19 protein-coding genes are annotated in these 21,628 nt (G+C 70.0%); 13 read left to right on the top strand and 6 right to left on the bottom strand.

Annotated elements, in window-relative coordinates; all coding sequences use genetic code 11:
* The first annotated feature begins 118 nt into the window (after window positions 1-118).
* Window positions 119-403 (top strand): helix-turn-helix domain-containing protein, encoded by a 285-nt coding sequence (locus tag BIV24_RS26430; RefSeq protein ID WP_071368965.1) that lies wholly within the window; start codon window positions 119-121, stop codon window positions 401-403.
* Here the strand turns inward: BIV24_RS26430 and BIV24_RS26425 are convergent.
* Both BIV24_RS26425 and BIV24_RS26420 read right to left on the bottom strand, forming a co-directional pair.
* On the bottom strand, window positions 390-1,034 hold the full coding sequence (locus tag BIV24_RS26425) for a LuxR C-terminal-related transcriptional regulator (RefSeq protein ID WP_071368964.1): 645 nt from the start codon (window positions 1,032-1,034) through the stop codon (window positions 390-392). The genes BIV24_RS26430 and BIV24_RS26425 overlap by 14 nt on opposite strands.
* Entirely contained in the window at window positions 1,022-2,182 is a 1,161-nt protein-coding gene (locus BIV24_RS26420; protein WP_079168545.1) for a sensor histidine kinase, read from the bottom strand. Before BIV24_RS26420 ends, BIV24_RS26425 begins: the two co-directional genes overlap by 13 nt.
* A gap of 206 nt (window positions 2,183-2,388) precedes the next feature.
* Here BIV24_RS26420 and BIV24_RS26415 point away from each other — a divergent pair, with 206 nt between their 5' ends.
* Complete coding sequence (locus BIV24_RS26415; RefSeq protein ID WP_071368976.1) at window positions 2,389-3,558, top strand: serine hydrolase domain-containing protein; 1,170 nt, start codon at window positions 2,389-2,391, stop codon at window positions 3,556-3,558.
* A gap of 350 nt (window positions 3,559-3,908) precedes the next feature.
* Here the strand turns inward: BIV24_RS26415 and BIV24_RS26405 are convergent, their stop codons facing one another.
* Both BIV24_RS26405 and BIV24_RS26400 read right to left on the bottom strand, forming a co-directional pair.
* The gene (locus BIV24_RS26405) at window positions 3,909-5,597 is read right to left on the bottom strand and encodes an ABC-F family ATP-binding cassette domain-containing protein (RefSeq protein ID WP_071368961.1); all 1,689 of its coding nucleotides are present in this window, start codon (window positions 5,595-5,597) and stop codon (window positions 3,909-3,911) included.
* A 79-nt stretch (window positions 5,598-5,676) separates the two neighbouring features.
* Window positions 5,677-7,311, bottom strand: a complete 1,635-nt coding sequence (locus tag BIV24_RS26400) for an ABC-F family ATP-binding cassette domain-containing protein (protein ID WP_071368960.1) — start codon at window positions 7,309-7,311, stop codon at window positions 5,677-5,679.
* A 377-nt stretch (window positions 7,312-7,688) separates the two neighbouring features.
* Between BIV24_RS26400 and BIV24_RS26395 the strand changes: the two genes are divergently transcribed.
* The 10 genes from BIV24_RS26395 (at window position 7,689) to BIV24_RS26350 (ending at window position 17,148) form a co-directional block, all read left to right on the top strand.
* Entirely contained in the window at window positions 7,689-8,690 is a 1,002-nt protein-coding gene (locus BIV24_RS26395) for a FecCD family ABC transporter permease (protein WP_071368959.1), read from the top strand.
* 155 nt (window positions 8,691-8,845) lie between these two features.
* A complete protein-coding gene (locus BIV24_RS26390) occupies window positions 8,846-9,841 on the top strand; it encodes a FecCD family ABC transporter permease (RefSeq protein WP_342745283.1) in 996 nt (331 codons plus the stop codon).
* Complete coding sequence (locus tag BIV24_RS26385) at window positions 9,838-10,737, top strand: ABC transporter ATP-binding protein (protein ID WP_071368957.1); 900 nt, start codon at window positions 9,838-9,840, stop codon at window positions 10,735-10,737. The genes BIV24_RS26390 and BIV24_RS26385 overlap by 4 nt, the downstream gene beginning before the upstream one ends.
* Window positions 10,738-10,925: 188 nt before the next feature.
* Entirely contained in the window at window positions 10,926-11,981 is a 1,056-nt protein-coding gene (locus tag BIV24_RS26380; protein WP_071368956.1) for an ABC transporter substrate-binding protein, read from the top strand.
* A gap of 315 nt (window positions 11,982-12,296) precedes the next feature.
* Complete coding sequence (locus BIV24_RS26375; RefSeq protein WP_071368955.1) at window positions 12,297-12,881, top strand: TerD family protein; 585 nt, start codon at window positions 12,297-12,299, stop codon at window positions 12,879-12,881.
* 247 nt (window positions 12,882-13,128) lie between these two features.
* Window positions 13,129-14,139 (top strand): P1 family peptidase, encoded by a 1,011-nt coding sequence (locus BIV24_RS26370; RefSeq protein ID WP_071368954.1) that lies wholly within the window; start codon window positions 13,129-13,131, stop codon window positions 14,137-14,139.
* Window positions 14,136-14,318: a hypothetical protein gene (locus tag BIV24_RS26365; RefSeq protein ID WP_071368953.1), complete on the top strand. Its 183-nt coding sequence runs from the start codon at window positions 14,136-14,138 to the stop codon at window positions 14,316-14,318. The genes BIV24_RS26370 and BIV24_RS26365 overlap by 4 nt, the downstream gene beginning before the upstream one ends.
* Before the next feature lie 354 nt (window positions 14,319-14,672).
* A complete protein-coding gene (locus BIV24_RS26360; RefSeq protein ID WP_245766947.1) occupies window positions 14,673-15,776 on the top strand; it encodes a peptidoglycan-binding protein in 1,104 nt (367 codons plus the stop codon).
* A 292-nt stretch (window positions 15,777-16,068) separates the two neighbouring features.
* On the top strand, window positions 16,069-16,419 hold the full coding sequence (locus BIV24_RS26355; protein WP_071368952.1) for a hypothetical protein: 351 nt from the start codon (window positions 16,069-16,071) through the stop codon (window positions 16,417-16,419).
* 159 nt (window positions 16,420-16,578) lie between these two features.
* Entirely contained in the window at window positions 16,579-17,148 is a 570-nt protein-coding gene (locus BIV24_RS26350; protein WP_071368951.1) for a L,D-transpeptidase family protein, read from the top strand.
* 303 nt (window positions 17,149-17,451) lie between these two features.
* Here the strand turns inward: BIV24_RS26350 and BIV24_RS26345 are convergent, their stop codons facing one another.
* Complete coding sequence (locus tag BIV24_RS26345) at window positions 17,452-18,390, bottom strand: RNA polymerase sigma-70 factor (RefSeq protein ID WP_071368950.1); 939 nt, start codon at window positions 18,388-18,390, stop codon at window positions 17,452-17,454.
* 235 nt (window positions 18,391-18,625) lie between these two features.
* On the opposite strand from BIV24_RS26345, the gene BIV24_RS26340 reads away from it, so the two are divergent.
* Window positions 18,626-20,215, top strand: a complete 1,590-nt coding sequence (locus BIV24_RS26340; protein WP_071368949.1) for an MFS transporter — start codon at window positions 18,626-18,628, stop codon at window positions 20,213-20,215.
* A gap of 275 nt (window positions 20,216-20,490) precedes the next feature.
* On the opposite strand, the gene BIV24_RS26335 is transcribed toward BIV24_RS26340, so the two are convergent.
* A complete protein-coding gene (locus BIV24_RS26335; protein WP_071368948.1) occupies window positions 20,491-21,585 on the bottom strand; it encodes an NUDIX hydrolase in 1,095 nt (364 codons plus the stop codon).
* Between the last annotated feature and the right edge of the window lie 43 nt (window positions 21,586-21,628).

Raw genomic sequence — 21,628 nt, 5'->3', positions numbered from 1 at the left:
ATATCCCTGACTGCCTCCCAGCGTCACCGTCTGAGGAGGATGGCCTTCGGCCACAAGACCCCCCACCAGCTCCGACGGCGGGCGGCGGCGGTGCTGCCGGCGGCCCAGGGGCAGGCCAATGCCCCGGATCGCCTCCGAGACGGGCCTGCACGTGGACACGGTGCGTACCTGGCGCGGCCGGTTTGTCGTCGGTGCTCTGGCCGCCCCGGCCGATCGCAAGCGGTCGGGTCGGCCCTTCTCCTTCACGCCATTGCAGGCCGCCGAAGTCAAAGCACTCGCCTGCCAGTTACCTGCCGAGACGGAAACCCCGCTGTCACGCTGGTCGTGCCCGGAACTGGCCCGCGAGGTGGCCGCCCGGAGCCTCACCGGACCCGTCTCCGCCTCCACTGTCAGTGGCGGCTGAGATAGGTGAGGACTGCGAGGACGCGGCGGTGGCCGCTGTCGGCCGGCGAGAGGTCGAGCTTGGCGAAGATGTTGCCGATGTGCTTGTGGACGGCGTTCTCGGTGATGACCAGCCGGGCCGCGATCGTGGCGTTGTCCTTTCCTTCGGCCATCAGGGCGAGAACTTCGCGTTCGCGTGGCGTGAGGGCGGCAATCGGGTCGTGGGCGTGACGGGTGAGGAGCTGCCCGATCACCTCGGGGTCCATGACGGTACCGCCGGCGGCGACCCGCCGCAGCGCGTCGATGAACTCGCTCACCCGGCTCACCCGGTCCTTGAGAAGGTAGCCGACGCCGCCGCGTCCATCGGAGATCAGCTCGCCGGCGTACTGCTGCTCGACGTATTGGGAGAGGACGAGCACGGGCAGGCCGGGGTGCTCGCGGCGGGCGCGGATGGCGGCGTGGATGCCCTCGTCGCGGAAGGTTGGCGGTAGCCGTACGTCGACGATGGTGACGTCCGGTCGGTGTTCGGTGACGGCAGCGACGAAGCCGGGGGCGTCCTGGGTGATCGCGGCGACGTGAAACCCCTTGGCGGTCAGCAGGAGTTCCAGCCCATTGGACAGCAGGACGTTGTCCTCGGCGATCACGACCCGCATGGCAGGCTCACAGTGATCGTGGTCGGGCCGCCGCCGGGGCTGTGGATGTGGACGGTGCCGTCGAGCGCCAGGACACGGTGGCGGATTCCGGCGATGCCGGTACCCAGCGTCTCGTCGGCGCCGCCGACTCCGTCGTCGGTGACCTCGATCGACAGCCGGTCACCGTCGTGTGCGACGCGGACGGTGGTCCGGGTGGCCTGGCTGTGCTTGGCAGCGTTGGTGAGCGCCTCGGCGATCGTGAAGTACGCCACGGCCTCGACCGCGGCGGGGATCGTGATCGTGCCGAGGCCGCCGATATCGAGGGTGGTGTCGATCGCCGATCGGGTCCCCAGCGCGGTCAGCGCCCCGGCGAGGCCGCGATCGGCGAGGATCGGCGGGTAGATCGTCCGGATCACCGCACGAAGCTCCGTCATGGCCTCCTCGGTACTCTCATGCGCTTCCGCCAAGAGTCTGGCCACCATCTGGGGGTCCTCGCTCAGCGACTCACGGGCCACGCCCAGCCGCATCGCGATGGCCACCAGCCGGGCCTGGGTGCCGTCGTGCAGGTCACGTTCGATCCGGCGGAGTTCCGCGCCGTGCGCGTTCATGGCGCCGGCCCGCGTCTCGGTCAGCGTCTCCACACGCTGCGCCAACTTCTCGGCGGCCGAGGGGGACAGCAACGCAACACACATCCGGGCGTGTACGCGCGCCAGCAGTGGAACCAACCAGTAGGTCAGGGCCGAGAAGATGACGACTTGTGCGGTCCCCAGGGTCAGCGCCGTGCCCCACCCGGACAGTGGAACACCGACGGCGAAGCCGCCCGCGCGGGTGCCGGCGGGCAACGCCCACCACAAGGGCACCGTGATGGCCGTGGCCACCGCGTTACCTGCGCACAACACCACGACGAGCCCGAACGCCAGACTGCTCACGATGCATGTGCACAGCCACCCGAGAACACGCCACGTACCGACATGGACGGGACCAGAACACGGAGAACGCAGCAGCCGGTCGGCGCGGCGACGATGCCAGGACGCCCAGGCGCGAGCCGTCATCGGGACGATGAGTACGGGCAGCGCGAACAGGGCGACCGCAGCGGTGAGCAGGCTTCCCAGTAGATAACCCAGACCGCGCCACATCGCCGAAAGCCGACTGGCTCCATAGTGGTTCATTCGCACAAGTCTGAGCCATGGCGACCGGGCCTGGCACTACAGCCCACTACCCCTTTTTCTCACTAGTGAGCGGTACGGTCTGCCCACCTCGGCCAGACCTAGTGTCAACGCCCATGACGAGTTCACCGATTCATTCACCATGGCGGCGCGGCCGATCCATCCGACGGAACCTGGTGCCGGCCGCCATCGTGGCCGGAACCTTTGTCGTGGCCGGAACCCTTGTCGCGGCCGGAACCCTTTCCACCAGTGCGCCCGGCGCGGTTCCCGCCCGGCAGCACGACGACCGAATCCAGCTCCGGCGCGACGCCGATGCGATCACCGCACTCGGCGTGACGGGAGTGCAGGCCCGCCTGGTCACCTCTGACGGCCGGAACGTGACCGCCACCAGCGGCGTCGCCGACCTGACGGCCCGGCGACCGGTCCCTCGGAATGGCTCCTTCCGGATAGCCAGTGTCACCAAGGCGTTCGTGGCCACCGTGATCCTGCAACTCGCCGGCGACCGCAGGCTCTCCCTGGACGACCCGGTCGAGCGATGGTTGCCCGGCGTGGTGTCCGGAAACGGCAATGACGGTCGCGCGATCACCATCCGCCAACTGCTCCAGCACACCAGCGGCATCCACGACGACTACCCGGACTACACCTCCGCGGACGACTTCTACCAGCACCGATACGACACCTACACACCCGAGCAGACCGTCGCCCGGGCGATGCGCCACCGCCCGGACTTCCAACCCGGCAAGAACTGGAGCTACTGCAACACCGGTTACGTCCTGCTCGGCATGATCATCGAGCGGGTCACCAGGCACCCCTGGCATGAGGAGGTAAGGGATCGGATCGTCCGGCCACTCGGCCTCGACCACACCTTCTGGCCGGGTACTTCACCCACGCTGCCCCAGCCACATGCCGAGACCTATCAGAGGTTCAAGGCCGGCAAGCCGCTCGTGGACGTCACCGAGCAGGTCGGCTCGGGCACCAATGGAGAGGCCGGGCTCGTCTCCACCACCGCCGATCTCAACCGATTCTTCCGCGCCCTGCTCGGCGGCCGGCTCCTGCCACCGGCGCAGCTCACGCAGATGAAACAGTCCATCCCGGTCGGCAAGGAGTTCGAGCAGCTCATGCCGGGCGCCCGTGGCGGGCTGGGGCTCTTCTCACGCCCGCTGTCCTGCGGCGGGGTGTACTGGGGCCACGAGGGCGGCGATTCCGGCTGGATCAGCGCCGCAGGCGTCACCGCCGATGGCCGGCGCAGCGTCACGGTCTCGTTGTCGGGCGTCCTCGCCGATTCCGCGGACGACGTCCTGCGCGTGGCACAGGCCGAGAGCAAGCTGGTCGACGACGCCCTGTGCACGACTCCGAACGCCGACCATCAGCGGCGTTGAGCTCCTCCGCATGGAGCGGGTACGGGACATCTGTGCGGCGCACGGTCCGGAATCAGGAAGGCCGGGCGGCGACGGCCGCGTCCGCACTCCCGCAGCGGATCCGGCGTCATCTTGACTACATCGCCTGGCTGATCGACAGATGCAACACCGACTCCGGAGTCAACCCCCGTTCACCCTCCCTGGATTCCGCCGTCCGTCAACTGAGCAGGGCGTCGGACGACAGGAGTGCGTGATGGCGTCCGACTTGGCTCTGTTCCTGAGCCACCTCGTGTACAGAGCGGCGGGCCCGAGTGCAAACGTCAGCGCGACCTGGCCGGCCACAACCTGCCGATGGAGGCGCCGACCGCTCGTCACTGTTCCCGTCGGTGTCGCCACAGCTCGCCCTGGCGGACCGGCGCTCGGTCCTTCCACTGTCCCTGTCCCGGCTCCAGCAGCAGCTCACGGCCTTGCCATCGGCGGCGCAGCCAGCGGTCGTGGCTCGCGACCACGATCGCGCCCGGGCCGCTGCCCAACGCCGCCTCCAACTCGTCGCACAGGCGTGGCGAGAGGTGGTTCGTGGGCTCGTCGAGCAGCAGCAGCTGGGGCGGTCGGGCCACCAGCAGTGCCAGCGCCAGCCGGCGGCGCTGCCCCACCGACACCTGCCCGACCGGCTTGTCCAGGTCCCCCTCGGCCAGCAGACCGAGGAGGGCAAGCGGCACCCTCTCGGCTCGCTCCGGTCCCAGCGCCAGCGCGTAGGTGTCCCGGACCGTGCGGTCGGGCCGTTCGAACACGGTGTCCTGCGTGAGCAGCCCCACAGTCAGCCCGCGCCGCCTGCGTACTTCGCCCTGGGCCGTGAGACGTCCGGCGAGTACCGCAAGCAGGGTCGACTTGCCTGCCCCGTTGCCGCCGGTGACCAGCAGCCGCTCGGTCGCCGACACCTCCAGGCCGGACAGTGCGAGCCGCCCCGGCACCCGTACGTCCTGCAGGGACACCAAGGGTTTTGGGCCGTCCTGTGTACGAGTGGCCAGCTGTGGCGTCGCGAACCGCAGCGGGGGCGGCGGCTCGGCGACCTGGGTGCGCTCCAGCTCCTCAAGCCGCCGGCTTGCGTTGCGCACCCGGCGGGAGATCTGGCTCTGCACACGGCCCGCCCGGTGGCCGTAGCCCATCTTCTCGTTGTCGCGCGGCCCCCGGTCCGGTGCGACCCGGCGCGCGGTCACCCCTGCCCCGTGTCGTAGTTCCTCCAGTTCCTCCTGCTCTTCGGCGTACCGGCGCTCCCAGCGCTCCCGCTCGGCGCGCTTCTCGCTCACGTAGGCGCTGTAGTTGCCGCCGTAGCGGACCGGTCCGTCCACCGCCGGATCGAGGTCGATCAGGTCGGTGCACACGGCGTCGAGGAACGCCCGGTCGTGGCTGGCGACGACCACGGCCCCGGGCAGGCCGCGCAGCTGCTCCTCCAGGAAGGCGGCAGCATCGTCGTCGAGGTGGTTGGTCGGCTCGTCGAGCAGCAGCGCCGGCGGCCGCCGCACGAGCAGCGCCGCCAGGACCAGCCGGCCGCGCTGCCCGCCGGACAGCGAGCCGAGCGTCCGGTCGTGGGCGAGCGCGCCGAGCCCCAGCCCGTCCAGCATCAGGGCCGCCCGGCGGTCGGCGTCCCAGGACTCCCGGTCCTGGGTCTGCTCCAGCCGCCTGCCGTATGCGTCGAGCAGGTCCGGGTGGCCCGGGTCGTCCTCCGGGACATGGGCCAGTTGCGCGCTGAGCCGTTCGAGCTGCGCGAGGTCCTCGCGGGCCTCGCTCAACGCCTCGTCCAGTACCGCGGCGATGGTGGACTCGGCGTCGAACGGCATCTCCTGGTGCAGGAAGCCGAGGTCGGCCGGGCGCGAGACGCTTCCGGCGTCGGGTTCGTCCACGCCGGCCAGCAGCCGCAGCAGGGTGGACTTGCCGGCGCCGTTCTCCCCGATCAGGCCGATGCGGTGGCCGGGGGACGCGGTCAGGGACACCCCGTCGAGGACGCGGCGGCCGCCCAGGGTACGGACGAGGTCATGGGCGAGCAGAGCGGGTTGAGGCACAGGGAACCGTCCAATGTGATCGGTGGTCGGCCCGCCGGGCACGGGGCCTCGGACGCGGGCCGCTGCACACGCCGGTGGCTCACACCGCGGGCGCTCCCGTCGCCTCGAGCGTTCCGTCGGCCAGCCGCAGCCAGCGGTTCACCCCGATCTCGGCGAGGAACCGCTCGTCATGGCTGACCACCATGAACGCGCCCCGGTAGGAATTGAGCGCGCTCTCCAGCTGGCCCGCGCTGACCAGGTCGAGGTTGTTGGTCGGCTCGTCGAGCAGCAGCAGCTGCGGGGCCGGTTCAGCGCACAGGACGCAGGCCAGGGTGGCACGTAGCCGTTCGCCGCCGGAGAGCACGCCGACGGGCAGGTGAGCCCGGGGACCGCGGAACAGGAAGCGCGCGAGCAGGTTCATCCGCTCCGCCTCGGGCCGCTCGGGCGCGAACGCGGCGAAGTTCTCCGCCACGGTGCGGTCCAGGTCCAGCAGGTCCAGGCGCTGCGAGAGATAGGCGATGCGGCCGTCGCTGCGCTTGATCTCCCCACTGGCCGGGGCGAGTTCACCGGTGATCAGCCGCAGCAGGGTGGTCTTGCCGGCGCCGTTGGGCCCGGACAGCGCGATGCGTTCGGGTCCGCGTACGGAGAGGTCGACGCCGCCCTCGGTGAACACGTCCTTCCCATCGTGGCGGACCTGCATCCCCTCGCCGAGGAAGAGGTTGCGGCCGGCGGGCACCTGGGTGTCGGGCAGGTCCAGGGTGATGCGCTGCTCCTCACGCAGCGCACGCCCGGCCTCGTCGAGGCGGGCCTTGGCCTCGCCGACCCGGGACGCGTGCATCTGGCCGGCCCGGCCCGCGGACTCCTGCGCGCCGCGCTTCATGTTGCCGGCGAAGATGCGCGGCAGCCCGGCGTTCTTGAGGTTGCGGGCGGCGTTGCTCGCGCGGCGATCGGCGCGTTCGCGGGCCTGCTGTAGTTCTCGCTTCTCCCGCTTCAGCTCCTGCTCGGCGTTGCGGACGTTCTTCTCGGCGACCTCCTGCTCGGCGCGCACGGCCTCCTCGTACGCAGTGAAGTTGCCGCCATAGAAGCGCAGTTGTGAGCTGCCGAGTTCGGCGATGCCGTCCATGCGGTCGAGTAGGGCGCGGTCGTGGGCGACCAGCAGCAGTAGGCCGTTGAAGTCCGCCAGCACGTCGTACAGCTTGTGCCGGGCGTCCCGGTCGAGGTTGTTGGTCGGCTCGTCGAGCAGCAGGACGTCGGGACGCTTGAGCAGTTGTGCGGCGAGGCCGAGCGAGACGACCTGGCCGCCGCTGAGCGTGCTCAGGCTGCGGTCGAGGGCGAGGCCGGCCAGGCCGAGACGGTCGAGCTGGGCGCGGGTGCGCTCCTCGATGTCCCAGTCGTCGCCGATGGTGGTGAAGTGTTCCTCGCTCACGTCCCCGGACTCGACGGCGTCCAGGGCGCGGATCACCGCGGCGACGCCGAGCACCTCGGCGACGGTGAGGTCACCGGTCAGGGGGAGGCTCTGCGGCAGATAGCCGAGCGTGCCAGTGACGGACACCGAGCCGGTGGCGGGCCGCAGTTCGCCGGCGATCAGCTTGAGCAGGGTGCTCTTGCCGGAGCCATTGGGGGCGACCAGGCCCGTGCTGCCGGTGGTCACGGTGAAGGACAGGTCGTGGAAGACCGGGGTGTCGTCGGGCCAGGCGAACGACAGGTTCGAGCAGACGATGGCGGCGTCGGACATGAAAGCGACCTCGAGAGGGCTGGGGGCGAAGACAGCTCCGCCCCGGGCAGGCATGGCGAAAAGGGGTACGACGAACGGGCCACTTCGGCGGCGCGTCTTCAGCGCGTCCGGTGGCCGTCAGATCCGGATCTCACCCGGAGATGTCGTCGTCACCCACCATGTCTGCTACTCCTCGATACACGGTCTACGTCGCTGACAGCCTAACAGCACACCTCTCCTGCCCAATTGGCCCCTCTGTCGCCGTAGGCCGGCGTCGTCGGCAGGGGCGCGGGTGTGGCTCGGGTGTGGGCTGTGCGGTTCCGATGTGCGGTGGGGGCGGGTTTTGGACACCACGTAAGCTTAGGTAAGCCTTAGCTAAGTGGTGCAGGGGAGGGTTCATGTCAGGAGTTGCAAGACGCCGCTTCGGGTGGCTGGTCGCCACCTTTCTCCTGTTGTCGATGGCGGTGTTGCTCAGTCTCGCGGTGGGCAGTCGCGCGGTGGCACCTTCGGTGGTCTGGGACGCCCTGCTGCACGGTGGGGACAGCGCCGACGCGCAGGTCGTACGGTCGTTGCGAGTCCCGCGGACGGTCATCGGGGTGATGGTCGGGGCCGCGCTCGCTGTTGCTGGAACGGTTCTGCAGGGGGTTACCCGGAACCCCATCGCCGAGCCCGGCATTCTGGGCATCAGTCAGGGGGCGTCGATGGGTGTCGTCTGCGCCATCGCCTTTCTCGGGGTGCACAGTCTGACCGGGTACGTCTGGTACGCATTCGTGGGCGCGGGCGTTGCGGCGGTCCTGATCTATGCCGTCGCCAGCAGTGGACGAGGTGGGGCGTCGCCCGTCAAGCTGGCGCTGGCGGGTGCCGCGATGAACGCGTTCCTTGCCTCGCTGATCTCGGCCATCCTCACGACCGACGCACGCGCCTTGGACGAGTTCAGGTTCTGGGACGTCGGTTCGATCAGCGGCCGGGACGCCACGATCGCCGGGCAGGTATGGCCGTTCCTCCTGGCAGGCCTGCTGCTGGTGCTGGCCATGGCACGCGGCCTCGACGCGCTCGCGCTCGGTGACGACATCGCCCGGGGCCTCGGTCGCAACGTCGCGCTCCTGCGAGCGACCGGCGCTCTGGGCGCGACCGTCCTGACCGGTGCCGCCGTCGCCGCGGCCGGTCCCATCGCCTTCATCGGTCTCGCCGTGCCGCACATGGCCCGTGCCCTCGTCGGACCGGGCCATCGCTGGCTGCTGCCCGTGGCCGCGCTGCTCGGGCCGGTGATGGTGCTACTGGCGGACGTGCTCGGACGGGTCGTGGTGCGGCCCGCAGAGGTGCCCGTGGCCGTGATGACCGCGCTGGCCGGTGTGCCGTTCCTCATCGTGCTGGTCCGGCGGAAGGCGGTGGCGGCATGACGCGGATCGATCAAGGGGAGCGTGCGGCGCAGCGGGAGCAGGGAAGGCGCGCGGGGTCTGGCGGACACCATGCCGTCGGGGACACCGGAAGCGGGCGTCCGCGTGGCCGGCCCGTCGGGCATGCCGTGCTGAGGGCCGGGCAAGGCAGTTTCCTGGTGCACCGCAGGGCCCTGGTGGTGGGTGTCGTCCTCACCGTGCTGCTCGCTGGTGCCGTGGTGGCGTCACTGTGCGTCGGTGAGTCGTTCGTCGCGCCGAGCGAGGTGCTCCGCGTCCTGCTGGGACTGCCCAGCCCCGACCGTCTGGTGGTCGGTACGCTGCGGCTGCCGCGACTGGTGACCGGGCTGCTGGTGGGCATCGCTTTCGGCCTGTCCGGCGCGCTGATCCAGACCATGGCACGCAACCCGCTCGCCAGTCCGGACGTCATCGGCGTCACGCACGGCGCGGGTGCGGCGACGGTCGCCGCGATGACGTTCGGCCTCACCTCGTACACCGTTCTGCCCTACGTCTCCGTGGCGGGTGGTCTGCTCGCCGCACTGCTCGTCTATCTGTTCGCCTGGCGGGGCGGGTTGGCCGCCTCCCGCTTCGTCCTGATCGGCATCGGCATCTCGGTGGCGCTGGGTTCGCTGACCCGGCTGCTGCTGACCAAGGGCGACTATCTGGTCGCCCAGCAGGCCAAGACCTGGCTCACCGGGTCGCTCAACGGCCGCGGTTACGACCAGGCCGCACCGCTCGCGACGGTCCTGGTGCTGCTGGTGCCGTTCCTGCTGTGGGCGGCCCGCGCGCGGCGCGGCTCGGCGTTCGACGACGACACGGCCATCGCCCTCGGTATCCGGCTCGACCGTGTCCGGGTCGGGCTCAGTGTCCTTGGTGTCGTGCTGGCGTCCGTCGCGACCGGGGCGGCGGGTCCTGTCGACTTCGTGGCCCTGCTCGCCCCGCAGATCGCCCGCCGGCTCACCCGTGCCCCGCACATTCCGCTGGTGTGCTCTGCGCTGATGGGCGCACTGATCGTGGTCATCGGGGATCTGCTGGCCCGCAGGCTTCTCTCGCCGCTGGAGCTTCCGGTCGGCGTGTTCACCGCCCTGGTGGGCGCCCCCTATCTGATGTGGCTGATCGTCCGCACCCGTAGCAGTCGTTCCGGAGGAACCGCGTGACCGGCAACCGTCCCACTGCCCCCGGGCCTTCCCGTCTCGCCGCGCGGAGGCTCACCCTCGCCTACGAGGACCGTACGGTCGTCGAGGAGCTGGACCTGGATGTCCCGGACGGCAAGGTCACCGTCATCGTGGGCCCCAACGCCTGTGGCAAGTCCACCCTGTTGCGCGCCCTGGGCCGGCTGCTGAAGCCGCGCCGCGGGGCCGTCCTGCTGGACGGAACCGAACTGGCCCGCCTGCCCACCAAAAGGATCGCCCAGGTGATCGGGCTGTTGCCGCAGACCCCCGTGCCGCCGGAGGGGATCACGGTCGGGGATCTGATCGCGCGCGGGCGCCAGCCGCACCAGAAGTGGTGGCAGCAGTGGTCGGAGACGGACGAGACGTCCGTCTCGGAGGCGATGCAACGCACCGGGACCGCCGATCTCGCCGAGCGTCCAGTCGACGAACTGTCGGGCGGGCAGCGCCAACGGGTGTGGATCGCCATGGCGCTTGCCCAGGACACTGATCTGCTGCTGCTCGACGAGCCGACGACGTATCTGGACATCGCCCATCAAGTGGAGGTCCTGGATCTGGTGCGCCAACTCAACCGGGAACGCGGCCGGACGGTGGTGGCGGTACTGCACGACCTGAACCAGGCAGCGCGCTACGCCGACCATCTGATCGCCATGTGCGCGGGGAGGATCGTCGCGCAGGGGGCGCCCGGCGACATCGTCACCGCTGAGCTGGTTCAGGAGGTGTTCGGGCTCGCGTCGGTCGTCGTGCCGGACCCGGTCACGGGCGGCCCCATGGTGGTACCCGGCCCTTTGCGGTCGCCGGACGGCACGAGCGCGGGTGACGACGTGCCTGGGGGCGCGGGCGGTGGCGCGACCGTCCCGGCGGCGCGGGATGCCGCCTGGTGACCCGTCGGTCGGCCCAGCGGGAATGGGCCGATCCGGCGGCATGTGATCGGAAGCACACGCACCGGATGTGTCAGGGACACGGGGTTCTCATAAGGTAAGCCTTACCTAAGTATCCGCGGGCTTCCTGGGCTCTTGCCCTCGGTGTTCCCCGCCTTCTCTTCAGTCCCCTCACGACGGGAGTCCTCCCCATGTCTGTCGGACGCCGCACCGCCGCCGCCGCAGCCCTCACTCTTGCCGCCGCGCTCGCCCTGACGGCCTGCGGCGGTTCCTCCGCCGATGGCGAGGGCGCGGGCGGCAAGCCCTCGGCCGAGGCCGGGGCGGGCGGCAAGAAGTCCGTCGCCCAGGGCAGTGAGGGCTTCGGGGATGCGGCGAAGAAGACTGCCGCGATGGGCACCGACGCGGCACCGGGGGAGTGGCCCCGTACCGTCAACCACGCCATGGGCAAGACCGAGTTGAAGACCCAGCCCAAGCGTGTGGTGGTCCTCGACGTCGGTGAACTCGACAACGTCGTGTCCCTGGGCATCAAGCCGGTCGGACTCGCGCCCACGGAGGGATCCCCCGAACTCCCGTCGTACCTGAAGAAGAGCGCGGGCACCCCGAAGAACGTCGGCACGATCAACAACCTCAACCTGGAAGCGATCGCCGCGCTCAAGCCCGACCTCATCCTCGGCAGCCAGCTCCGCGCCGCCGACAAGTACGAGGAGCTGTCACAGATCGCGCCGACCGTCTTCTCCCTCCGCCCCGGCTTCACCTGGAAGGAGAACTACTTGCTCAACGCCGCCGCCCTCGACAAGACCGCGCAGGCGAAGCAGAAGATCGCGGCCTATGAGAAGAAGGCCAGGGGCCTCGGCAAGAAGCTCGGCACGGACAAGCCGACCGTCTCGATGGTCCGTTACCTGCCCGACGGCGTCATCCGCCTGTACGCCAATGCCTCGTTCATCGGCACGATCCTCAAGGACGCCGGTATTCCCCGGCCGAAGAACCAGGACATCAATGACCTCGCCGCCGAGGTCAGCGCCGAGAACATCGACCAGGCCGACGCCGACTACATCTTCACCGGTGTCTACGGCGACCCGAAGGCCACCGACAAGTCCAAGGCGCAGAACAACCCGCTCTGGAAGGGCCTCGGCGCCGTCAAGGCAGGGCACGCCTACGACGTCCCGGACGAGACCTGGTACCTCGGCCTCGGTGTGACGGCCGCCGAGGAAGTTCTCGCCGACCTGGAGGAGCACCTCACCAAGTAGGCCCCGGCCGGGAGGGCAGGACCGATTCCGACCGGAAGGCCCGCGCGTCCCGCGAACGCCTGCTCCGTTGCGAGGCGGCATCCGCTGACGTCGCCTCGTGGCAGCTCTCAAGTCAGGCAACGTCGATGGGGGCGTCGGAGCGCGGGGGAGGTGGTAGGGCTGATTGCCTGTCAGTGGAGAGGAAGACTGCCTGGCGGCATCTCGCCTTACCTGAGCGATGGCTCGTGCGTGCAGACGGTGACCCGTTGGACGGAGCAGTACAAGCTCCCGGCACACTTTCCGTGTTGCAGCCCCTTCAGTAAAGAGGATGACCGCGTGATCACGCTTACCAAGGAAGACGGCCCGGCGGACCTGGACGGAGTGACCCACCTGTCGATCGGTGTGTCCTGGGACCCGACTGGGGGCGCCAGCGGCGGAATCATGGGCGTGCTCCGCCGCAAGGCCGGTACCGACCTGGACCTCATTGCCATCGCCATGCAAGGTTCGGACCCGGTGCGCCTGGCCGGCCTGGACTCTCCGGACCCCATGGGGAACGGCTCGCTGGCGCACAGCGGGGACAACCAGACCGGCCGCGGGGACGGGGACGACGAGACGGCGACGGTTGAGTTCGCGCGTATCCCGTCCAACATCACCTCGATCGTGTTCGTCGCTGCCGCCTTCAAGAAGGGCAGTTCCTTCCAGAAGGCGCGCAACATCAGCTTCAAGGTCTACGACGCGACCGGCGGAAGCTCCCAGCAGGTCGCAGACATCTGGCCCAGCCTGCTCACCCAGGACAACGGCTGCGCCGTGGCCAAGGCCGTGCGAGTCGGCGGAACCTGGAAGCTCGAAGTGATCAACGTGACCGGGAAGATCAAGCAGGGCGACGAGCATGCCCTGATGCGTTTCGCGATCAGTAAGTAGTACGTGTGTGCTGTCCGTCCCCCGCGGCCAAGGGACAGGGGGACGGACGGACCAGTGCCCCGACAGGCAACGTTCGCCATTGGCCGTGGCGTTCACGGCGTGAACGCGGCAATCTCCAACTGGGCACCGGAGTCATGCTTTCGAAGGGTAAAGGTCTGTACAGTCGCCCCCATCGCGCCTGTTTCTCTCGTTCTGCAACAACCAAGTGTCGGCGCGCTCCAGGCTCGATCATCCAGGGGTGACGCATATGCAGCCAAGACGCCTGCGGGACTTCGGCCACCGGGTCGGCCGGCTGGAGCCGGGTACCCGTAACGCAATCACGGACGTGGCGGGGGTCCGGGTGGGCCAAACCACGGTCACTGACGACTCGATGGGCATCTACTCAGGTGTCACCGCCATCGTGCCGACCTCTCTCACCGAAGCCGAAGCCCGCGTCCTCCCCGCCGGGCTCCACGTCGGCAACGGCTACGGAAAGTTCGTCGGCGCCACTCAGGTCATGGAGCTCGGCGAGCTGGAGACACCCGTCCTGCTCACCTCCACGCTGTCCACCTTCCGGGTCGCCGACAGCCTGCTGAGCTGGCTCCTCGACCGGGCCCGCCAGCCGATCGTCTCGGTGAACCCGGTGGTCGGTGAGGTCAACGACGGCTGGCTCTCGACAGGAGACCCGCGTCCGGTCACCGCCGACCACGTCTACGCCGCCCTGGACGGAGCGGGCGCCGAGGTGGAGATGGGCAACGTCGGCGGCGGCACAGGGGCCTGCGCACTGGGTTTCAAGGCTGGTATCGGTACCGCTTCGCGCCGGGTGGAGTTGCGTGACCGCGAGGCGACGGTCGGCGTGCTCGTCCAGGCGAACATGGGTGGAGATCTGCGGCTTCTGGGCCGCACGATCACCCCTGAGAGCCTGGGATCACGCAGGGCGGGACCTTTCTCCGAACGCGGCTCGTGCGTCGTCGTGGTGGCACTCGACATCGCGTGCAGCGCCCTGCAGCTCTCCCGGATCGCGGCCAGAGGCGTCTTCGCCCTGGGCAGGGTCGGTGCCTCGTACAGCCACGGCAGCGGTGACTACGGGATGGCCTTCTCCGCCGTCCACTCCGACAGCCCTACGACGCTGACTTCGATCGAGCTGAACATCGTGTTCGCGGCCGTCCTGGAATCCGTGGAGGAGGCGGTCATCGACTCCCTGTTGGCCGCCCGGACGATTCGCACACCGAAGGGCCGCGAAGCCGTCGCCCTCCCGTACGAGGTGCTCCGGCCATGAGGCTGCTGGGCATCCTCGGCGGCATGGGCCTGCTCGCCACCGCCGATCCGACCGTGCCGGACGGCCGTACTGGCGTACTCCACCGGTTCCGCGCCGTGACCCCGGTCATGCTGCCCGAGCCCGCCTACGCGGTGGGTGAGCTGGTGCCGGTCGAGCAGGTGGCCGGACCGTCTCGCTGACGCCCTCGTCCCGTCGCCCCCGCCAGTCCTTCCTGCGAGTGAGTCACCCACTCCGGTACGCGCTGCCCCGTACACTCGTCCGGGTGAACGCAGGCCGTCCTGCGGCGTTGCCGGTCCGGCTCTCCCCAAGGCGCGGGGGCGGCTCAGCCGCACGGCCACGGAGCGTCCGGAGCCGGGCCGGGGGCGTGTACGGCCCGTAAGCGGCCGTGCCGGACGCCGCGACCACGTCGTTACCATCTGCGCCGCTGAGGCCGATGCATCGACGCCTGCCGTCATGCACAGACCTGACCTGCTGTTATGCGCTATGCGGGCGGAGCGGAGGCCCGGCTGTTCCGCATCACGACGGGGAGAGACATGCACATGGCGCAGGAGCGGCGTGGCCAGGACCGGGAACGGGGCGCGGGGGTGCAGCTTGCGCGGCTGCTGCGCCGCTGGTGGGAGGAGGCCGGGAGCCCGCCCGGCGGCACCCGGCCGACGCAGCAGGCGCTGGCCGCGAGGCTGGGGGTCGACCAGACGACGCTGTCGCGTTACCTGAATCCGAAGCACCTGTCGGCCGCTCCTTTGAGAGTGGTGGAGGCGCTGCACGTCCAGTTGCGTGCCCCGGCGGAGGAGCTCGAACAGGCACGGGCGCTGTGCCGGGACGCGTTGCGGGAGAACGGCCGTCAACGGGCCGCCGACGGCGGAGGGGAGCACGCCGCGCAGGCGGGTGCGGCGGTTGGGCCCCTCGAAACCCCTGCACCCGATGCCGCCCCCGGGAAGGAGGGCGGCGATGCCACCCCGGGCACCGCCGCCGCGCGCGACACGGACGCCCGTGGCACATCCGGCCGGCCCCGCTCCCGATGGCTCCGGCCGGTCCTGGCCGCGGCGGCCGTGGTGCTGGCGTTCACCGCCGGAGTCGTCGTCCACGAACGGCTCTCCGCCCAGGACCGCAGGGCCACGGCCGACGGTGCGGCCGGTGCCGTTTTTGCGAGCGAGACGCCGTACGAGTGGCCGTTGCTGCGCATGAGCGAGGAAGACCAGTTCACACGTGCTCGCGTCCTGCAGTACCTGCTGAACGCGTACGGCTACAAGGTGCGGGCCGACGGCTTCTTCAGGGAGGACACCCGGGACGCCGTCATGGACTTCCAGCGCAGGAAGGACCTGCCGGTCGACGGCAAGGTGGGCAAACTCACCTGGCCGGAGCTGGTGAGGGAGGTCGGGCCCGGATCCAAGCCCTTCGAGGTGCGGGCCGTGCAGGAACTTCTCAACAATGTGGGCCAGGGCGGCACTGAGGTGTCGGGGAGGTTCACCGCGCTGACCGCCGAGGACGTGAGGTTCTTCCAGCGCACTCATGGCCTGTCCGGGACCGGCCGGGTGGACGTGGACACCTGGCTGGCCCTGCTGGTGAAACAGCTCCCTCCTGTCAAGGCACCGGACTACCAGAGAGGCACGAGCCCCCAGCGCTCCGCTTCCGAGTGAGCTGAGAAGGGCGGCACGCGTGCCGCCAGCACGGCGCACCCGCCCCCGGGCACGCCGTCCGGATCGTGCAGTCCTTGTGCATCGGGTCATAACACCAGGTCAGAGCCCTGTCATGCAGGGTGCATCGATGCGCCTCGGCAAGCAGCCGGGATTCTCTTCTCCCACCCGGTCGTCCCGGCGATGCTGGTTTTGCGACCGGCACTCCCGGACGGCCCGCCCCGTCGGCGGGCGACAGGTCCAGGTCCTCGTACCGGTCCGCTTCCTGTCAGCACACCGCCCGAAGGGGGCATTCATGTTCGCTGTCCGCAAGACCATCACGTCCGTTGTGTCGGCCGTCGTTCTCGCCAGTGGGCTGGCCGTCGGCGCAGCCGGCCCGGCGAGCGCGGCCACCTGCCCGTCCTCCGCGTCTCCGGTGATCGACGGAGCGTCGGCCAGTTGGAGCCTGCGCTGCTCGGGCGGCGGCGTGACGGTGGCCGGCTGGCTCCAGGACACGCGCATGGACGGCAAGTGCGCCGTGGTCCGCATCAACGCCGGCAACGGTGCCTACCGCAAGAAGTCCGCGTGCAACTCCGGGGTACGGCAGCAGTTTTCCTTCACCTTCGCCCGGACGAATTCGGCACAGGTACGCCTGGCCATCGCCTGACCGCGCACCGGGGGCGGGTCACGCCGCCCGCCCCCGCCGGCACATGGACCGCGGTGGTCATGGGCGCGCGCCGCCCGCCCACCCACGCGACAAAACACCACACATGCCACACATGCGCGGCCGGGGCACCGAGCTGTGCGGGAAGAACGAGGAGAACACATGAGCAGCAACGGACGTCACCTGCGAGGCGCCGTGACCGCAGTGGCGGTGGCGACCACGCTGGCCCTGGCACCGGCCGCCGTCGCTGAGGCGCCCGCCAAGGCGCCGTCGGCGGCCGCGACGACCACTCTGGTCTTCGACAAGAACCAGGACGACCCCACCGACTCGCGGCTCTCCGTCTACCAGGGCAAGAAGCTCTGGGCTGTCTACCGGGCCGGATCGGGCCTCGGTATCAAGAACGACTGCGCGCGCGCCAAGGGCTGGATGCCGAACGGCAACTGGAAGATCAGGCTCAAGTCCCGTACCTACGACGGCCGGTTCATCAAGGGCTACGCCGTCTACCTCCAGGACATGAAGTGCTCCAAGGGCACACTGGTGCGTACGGAGATGCTCATCCACTCCGAGATGAACCGCGACGGCAGCCAGGGCGGCAGCGAGCCCCGCCGCTGGGACGGCGTCGGAGACTACAAGTCCAACGGCTGCGTGAAGCTGAACCCGACAGACATCAAGAAGATGTTCCGGCTCCTCGACCGCATCGGCTGGCCGACCCACCTGCGCGTGGTGTCCTGACGCAGTGGCGACGGAGAGGAGGGGGAGCCACTCCGCCGCCACCGGTGGTGGGGGCTGCGATCTGCACCCGGCCGCGCAGATCGGACTGGAGCCATTCCGGCGTGTACAAGGCCAGTGGCGCAGGACGCGCCGGAGGCTGCCTCCGCCTACGCAGCCCTTGCAACCCGCCACCGCACCCGCGTCATCCATGGCCCCGGACCGGTGCGGCCGCGTGACCAACCGTCAGAGGTTCCTGGGCGTGGCGGTCGTGGCATTGACCGTGTGTGATCTCCGGGGCGCAGCGGGCTGCAGGTCGTTCCGGGGTCAGCGGCTCACGGCGGTCTGCCGTTCCACACGCGACAGCTTCTCGGGATTGCGCACGTGGTAGAGACCAGTGACGTAGCCGTTCTCGACCCGCACCGCCAGCACGCCGTCGATCTCCCCGTTGAGTCGGACGAGCAGAGCCGGGCCACCATTGATCTGTACCAGCTCGACCGACCTTTCGGCGCCGCGCCGGCGCCAGCCGGTGGCCAGCAAGCGAGCCACCTTGTCGGCCCCCAGGACGGGCTGCTGCAGGGCACGTTTGACTCCGCCGCCGTCGCTCAGGGCGACGACGTCCGGCGCGAGGATGTCGAGCAGGCTTTGCAGCTCGCCGGTTTCGATCGCTCGCTGGAAGGCTTGGAGTGCGGCTCGGGTCTCGGCCGGGGAGACGGTGCCGCGTGGCCGGCGCGCGGCGACGTGTGCCCGTGCCCGATGCGCGATCTGGCGCACGGCGGCGGGGGTCTTTCCGACGGCTTCGGCGATCTCGTCGTACTCCAGATCGAACACCTCGCGCAGCACGAACACCGCCCGCTCGGTCGGCCCCAGCGTCTCCAGCACCAGTAGCATCGCCATCGAGACGCTGTCGGCCAACTCGACATCGTCGGCCACATCAGGCGCGGTCAGCAACGGCTCGGGCAACCACGGCCCGACGTAGGACTCCTTGCGCCGGCCGAGCGCACGCAGCCGGTCCAGCGCCTGCCGGGTGACGATCCGCACCAGGTAGGCACGCTTCTCCCGCACGGTGTCGAGATCGACGCCCACCCATCGCAGCCAGGTCTCCTGCAGGACGTCTTCGGCGTCGGTGGCAGAGCCGAGTATCTCGTAGGCGACGGTGAACAGCAGGTTGCGGTGGGCAAGGAACGCCGCGGTGGCGGAGTCCACGCGGTCGCCGCGATCGCGTGGCTCGCCTGCGTCCGTAGGTCGTTCGCTGCGCTCGCTCATGCCCGGCTCCTGCCTGATCGCTCTCAGCACTGCCACACGCACAAGACGCCGGCCCCCACCGTTTTGTGACATCCACGATCAGTGGTCCACGTCACATGACCGCGTTGTCACAGAAATCGAGGCGCCGGCGTCTCGTGTTCGTCAGGACGCCGCGCGAACGATCCGGGCGGCACGCAACACCACGAGTTGAGACGAACCGACCCCGAGCACGTACAAGTAGAAGGTAGCCCGACACATGGCCGACACATCCCTGCCCGAAAACGGCCGCGTCAACCCCGACATATCCCTGGACAAGACGGGAGACGCCCCGCCGCCCCCCGACCCCCACCGTTGGTGGGGCCTGGTGGTCATCGCCCTCGCCCAGCTGATTGTGGTGTTGGACATGACCATCGTCAACATCGCCCTGCCGTCCGCCCAGCGGGACCTCGGCATGACCGACGGCAACCGGCAGTGGGCCATCACCGCCTACACCCTCGCCTTCGGTGGCCTGCTGCTGCTCGGCGGACGCCTCGGCGACCTGTTCGGACGCAAGCGCAGCTTCATCATCGGCCTGATCGGCTTCGCCGGGGCCTCCGCGCTCGGCGGCGCCGCCACCGGCCCCAGCATGCTCTTCGCGGCCCGGGCCCTGCAGGGCGTCTTCGCAGCGCTGCTGGCCCCCGCCGCGCTGTCCCTGATGACCACGACCTTCACCGACCCGCGCGAACGCGGCAAGGCGTTCGGCGTGTTCGGCGCCATCGCCGGCGCCGGCAGCGCCATCGGCATGCTGGTCGGCGGCTTCCTGACCGAGTACCTGGACTGGCGCTGGTGCCTGTACGTCAACGCCCCGGTGGCCGCCCTCGCGGTGGTCGGCGCGGTCGTGTTGCTCAAGGACCCGGGCCGCAGGCCCGGCGCCCAACTGGACATCCTCGGTGCCGTGCTGGGCACCGCCGGAGTGCTGTCCATCGTCTACGGCTTCAGCGAGGCCGAGTCCCGCGACTGGGGCGACGCGCGGGTGCTGACCCTGCTGATCGGCGGCGTGGTGATCCTCGGGACCTTCTACCTGTGGCAGACCCGCGTCCGGACGCCGCTGCTGCCCCTGCACATCGTCAAGGACCGCCAGCGGGCGGGCGCTTACCTGACGATGGCCCTGGTGACTATCGCCATGTTCGGTGTCTTCCTGTTCCTGACCTACTACTTGCAGGGCATCAAGAGCTGGTCGCCGCTGAAGACCGGTGTGGCCTACCTGCCGATGACCGCCTCCATGATCATCGGTTCCACGCAGATCTCGGCGCGGCTGCTGCACAAGGTGCCGGCCCGGGTGCTGATCATGCCCGGCCTGACGCTGGCCGCCGGCGGCCTGGCCTTCCTGGCCTCCATGGACGTCGACGCCACCTACTCCAGCCACGTCCTGCCCGGCATCTGCATGATGGGCCTCGGCATGGGCGTCACCTTCATGACGGCCATCTCCACGGCCACCAGCCGCGTCGCCCCGCACGAGCAGGGAGCGGCCTCGGCGACCCTCAACACCACGCAGCAGGTGGGCGGTTCGGTCGGCACCGCGCTGCTCAACACGATCGCGGCCAGCGCGACCACGAGCTGGCTGACGGACCACCGGGTCAACCCCGCCCAGCAGACGCCGCAGGTGAAGGCGGCACTGGCGGAGGCGACGGTGCACGGCTACTCCGTGGCGACCTGGATCTCCGCGGGCATCATGCTGCTGGCCGCGGTGGTCGCGGGCGTCTTCATCAACGCCAAGGCGCCCGGTCGGCAGGGCGACGCGGTGGCGGGCCCGGCGGGCGATGACCGCGAAACCGGGGCGGTCGACGCGCCGGCCCACGCGGGCTAGCCTCCGGCAGGTCCCGTCCATGTGGGGCCCGAGTTCGGTCCTGGCCCTTCTCCGGCACCGGGGTCAGTACTCGGGCCCCACATACGTATCCATGAGCACGGTGGACGCATTCACGGCCGCCGGGTCGGCAGTCCTGGCGAGCAGCGCCGGTCCGTGGCCGGGCCGCTCGTGGTGTCGCTGCGGCCCGTGAGGCCGGTCTGGCCGGAGCGGCGGGTTGTGCCGGACATGGATTTCGCCGCTCGCTTTCGGGTTTCGGGGATGGGGCGACGGCGCGTTTACCAGGTAGTGGGGTCCGTGAGTTCGGTGAAGGGCCGGGGTGCGGCCCTGGGGAGGCCGAGGTGCTCGCGGGCCTGGTGGACGGCGGCGAGCTGGTCGGCTGCCGACGAACCCCAGTCGAACAGCTCCAGGACCTGCTCCGGGGTTGCCAGGGCGCGGGTGTAGGTGCGGCTGGTGGCGGGGTCGGTTCGCATGGCTCCGATGGTGGTGAGGGCGGCGGCGTATCGGACGCGCGCGTACGGCTCGGTGTGGTCGGTAAGGTGACCGAGGAACAGCGGTTCGCCGAACTGGGCGGTGGCCTCTTCGGCGGCTTCGCGGACCAGGGTGGCGACGGGGTCGTCGTGGTCCCGGGGTTCTGGTGTGCCTCCGGGGAGGCAGGCGGCGCCGGTGTCGGGTTCGAGGAGGACGAGGACGCGGCCGTCCGGCGCGAACAGCCAGCCCCAGGACTGGCGCACCGTGAGGCCGTCCGGGACCGGGCCGGGACGGAAGGCGTAGTGGTGCTGGGTCCGGACGGTGCGCAGGACGCCGGTGCTGTCGAGGACGGTGGGCGCGATCGGGAGACCGTGCTCCAGGATCACGGCGCCGCCGGCGTTGATGCGTGCGCGGAGCGCGGACAGGGCCCGGCGCGCGTCTCTCGGGGACATGAGGTCGGGCAGGCGGGCGGGTTCGACGAACTCGATGGCCTTGATCTCGTGTTCGGGCAGACGGATGGCGGCGATCTGGTGGTCGTTCCAGGTACCGCCGTCGTAGACGTAGAGGATCTCGCCGGGGAACCGCATGGCGGGCGGTGCGCTGGAGCTGTCGGCGGAGATCCAGTCGACGGCGAGGCCGCGGTCGACGGTCGCGGTGATGCCGAGCTCCTCCTGCAGTTCGCGGCCGGCGGCGTGGGAGGGGGATTCGCCCTTGTCGACGGCGCCGCCCGGCAGGAGGCAGGTGTTGAGGTAGTCGACGTGCTCGACCAGGACCTGCCCGCGCTGGTCGGTGATCAGCACGGAGGTTCCTGCCCACAGGGATGCGGAGGCACGCAGGGCCCCGTAGTCCTCGTCGGTCATCAAGGTGCCGGGCTGCTCGTCGGGGTCAGAGGTCGTCGTCATGTCTCTCCGATCGGGGAAGGGGGGACGGAGCCGAGGGAGGGGG

The organism is Streptomyces colonosanans (genome assembly GCF_001866645.1).
Lineage (GTDB): Bacteria > Actinomycetota > Actinomycetes > Streptomycetales > Streptomycetaceae > Streptomyces > Streptomyces colonosanans.
Note: the sequence above shows the minus strand (reverse complement) of the source record. Positions and strands in the feature narration are given on the sequence as shown.